The organism is Bacteroidota bacterium, assembly GCA_018816945.1.
Classification (GTDB): Bacteria; Bacteroidota; Bacteroidia; order Bacteroidales.
Map to the genome: position 1 here is coordinate 1 of JAHIVC010000036.1, position 2,126 is coordinate 2,126.

Consider the following 2,126-nt stretch of genomic DNA (forward strand, 5'->3'; position numbering starts at 1 on the left):
TAATAATAACCAGATCAGGAGGGCGGCCACATAGGGCTGCCCCTACAAGAAAAATCTCATTATCTGAATGTGTAATTAATTATTCCATCCCGCCCATCATTTAAATTGCCAAATAAAAAATCTTAAGAGGGCCATGTACCGTTCGATACATAGCAGGCATCATCTGGTTTAAGCCATGCCCCTACGGGAAAATTCCATTTAATTGAATGGGGCTGGGGCTTTTTTTACTGAACCATCCCTGATGCCTCATAAATAAATGTTACCGAAATAGAAGAAGATATTGAAGGCTCATAATAGTAATTGTGGAGACTGTGGATAACTACGAAGTAGTTATCCACCAGTATCCACAATTATAATATTAAAATAGGAAATTGGAAGAAAAAATTATTTATAACAGACGGCAAAGATTTTATTAAGTTTGGTTTCGATAGTTTTTCTCAACCTGAAAGGATTAAGAGTTTTAAACAGTTCATTGAAACTTTGTTTGATGCAGGCGGAAATATTAGGCGATTCAAGAACCCTTTGCAAAGGAGTTTTGGGGGTATCGTATTTTTTAAAATGTTTTCCATTAACCAATTTTTTCTCGAGCAATTTGACAGAAGGACAGAAATAATTTAGAAATAAGCGCCATTCCTTGGTGAACAAGTCATTCATTAGAGGAATGACAGCTGGATCATCGAGCCTGTGATAGCCGAACCATTGTCTAACGTGAGTCCAATTTTTCTGTTCGATATGAGCATTATCATCTTTATGATATGGCCTGCTCCTAGTGAATTGAACAGGGTTTTTTCTGTGGGTGAAATACTTTAGTAAATGATAATTGAGGAATTCTCCTCCGTTATCTGAATCAAAACCAAGGATACGAAATGGAAGAGAATATTCAACATCTTTGATTTGCGTTAAAACATCGGTTTCACCTTTACCCCAGACGGCTCTTTGTTCAGTCCATCCGGTGGCAATGTCTACAAAGTCGATGGTAAAGGCAAATATTCCCCGTAAGGATCCGCCACAGTGGGCAACTGTATCGGCTTCAAGAAAACCGGGGCGAGATTCATCCCATTGATTTGTTTTTATGGGGATTTGTTTTCTTATGAGTGTACCGGGTTTAGTGGTAGAACGGCCACGGCCTTTGTATTTTACACGAGTAGGTTCAAGCAGTCTGTCAATAGTTGCCGGAGATATTTTTAGCAGTAGCTTAATGATTTTAATCGGAAGCGGCCCAAATTCTTGTATGTAAAATGGCATCCAGACCGGCAGGATTGCTTTTAATCGTTTGGAACAGGGCAGATTAGCTGTAAGCCAGATTTTATTTAACACTTTGAGAATTAGAGGATGATCATAGACAGGCGGTTTGCCTCTTTTTTTAGGTTTCGGTTTGGTGAACCTTTTAAACGTTTTTAAAAGCCTTATAGCATGTTTTCTGTGATGTTCACAATTAGCACAGAATTCATCTAAAATAAAAGTTTTTTCTTTTTTTGAGGCATTTTTATACCTTGAAAATATTGTTTCAAGATATTCTTTTTTGGATTTTGGACTCATAAATTACCCTTCCTTTCGAAGGTTTTTTCGGTAACATCATTTATGAGTCAACGATATCTTCAAGATTTATTTTCGGTAACATTTAATATGAGTCAATGCGCATCTGAATTTTCTGGTATTTTTTGCCAATAACATATGATAAAATCATACGACTAAAATATTAGTATGGCTGTGTTTTTAAAATTTGATGAAAAACACTGGTGTTATGCGAATAAGCGGATAAATTTTAACCTTGATAAATAGTTTTGGATGAAAGGTAAATATGTCAGTTATTGTTAAGCAGGATATTGTTGAGAAAAAAATACTATTGATCAGAGGCATGAATGTAATATTAGATAAAGACCTTGCTGAACTTTACGACGTAAAAACAAAATCACTAAATCTTGCGGTAAAAAGGAATATAGATAGATTCCCACAGGATTTTATGTTTCAATTATCAAAAGAAGAATTTGCTGACTTGAGGTTTCAATTTGAAACCTCAAGATGGGGCGGTATTAGATATCTGCCTTACGTATTTACCGAGCAGGGTGTTGCTATGCTTTCCAGTGTCCTTAACAGTAAAAGAGCAATTCAGGTGAACATCGCTA

At 36.1% G+C, this 2,126-nt stretch carries 2 protein-coding genes; one reads left to right on the forward strand and one right to left on the reverse strand.

The window, feature by feature from the left end:
* Positions 1-384: 384 nt before the first annotated feature.
* Positions 385-1,539 carry an integrase gene (locus KKG99_06420; protein ID MBU1012620.1) on the reverse strand — a complete coding sequence of 385 codons (1,155 nt, stop codon included), beginning with the start codon at positions 1,537-1,539 and terminating at the stop codon, positions 385-387.
* A gap of 262 nt (positions 1,540-1,801) precedes the next feature.
* Here KKG99_06420 and KKG99_06425 point away from each other — a divergent pair.
* On the forward strand, positions 1,802-2,126 hold a 325-nt coding region (locus tag KKG99_06425; GenBank protein ID MBU1012621.1), incomplete at its 3' end, for an ORF6N domain-containing protein.

Excerpts from the sequence above, each read along its gene's own strand:
- KKG99_06420 (MBU1012620.1), bottom strand. The coding sequence starts at position 1,539 with ATGAGTCCAAAATCCAAAAAAGAATATCTTGAAACAATATTTTCAAGG.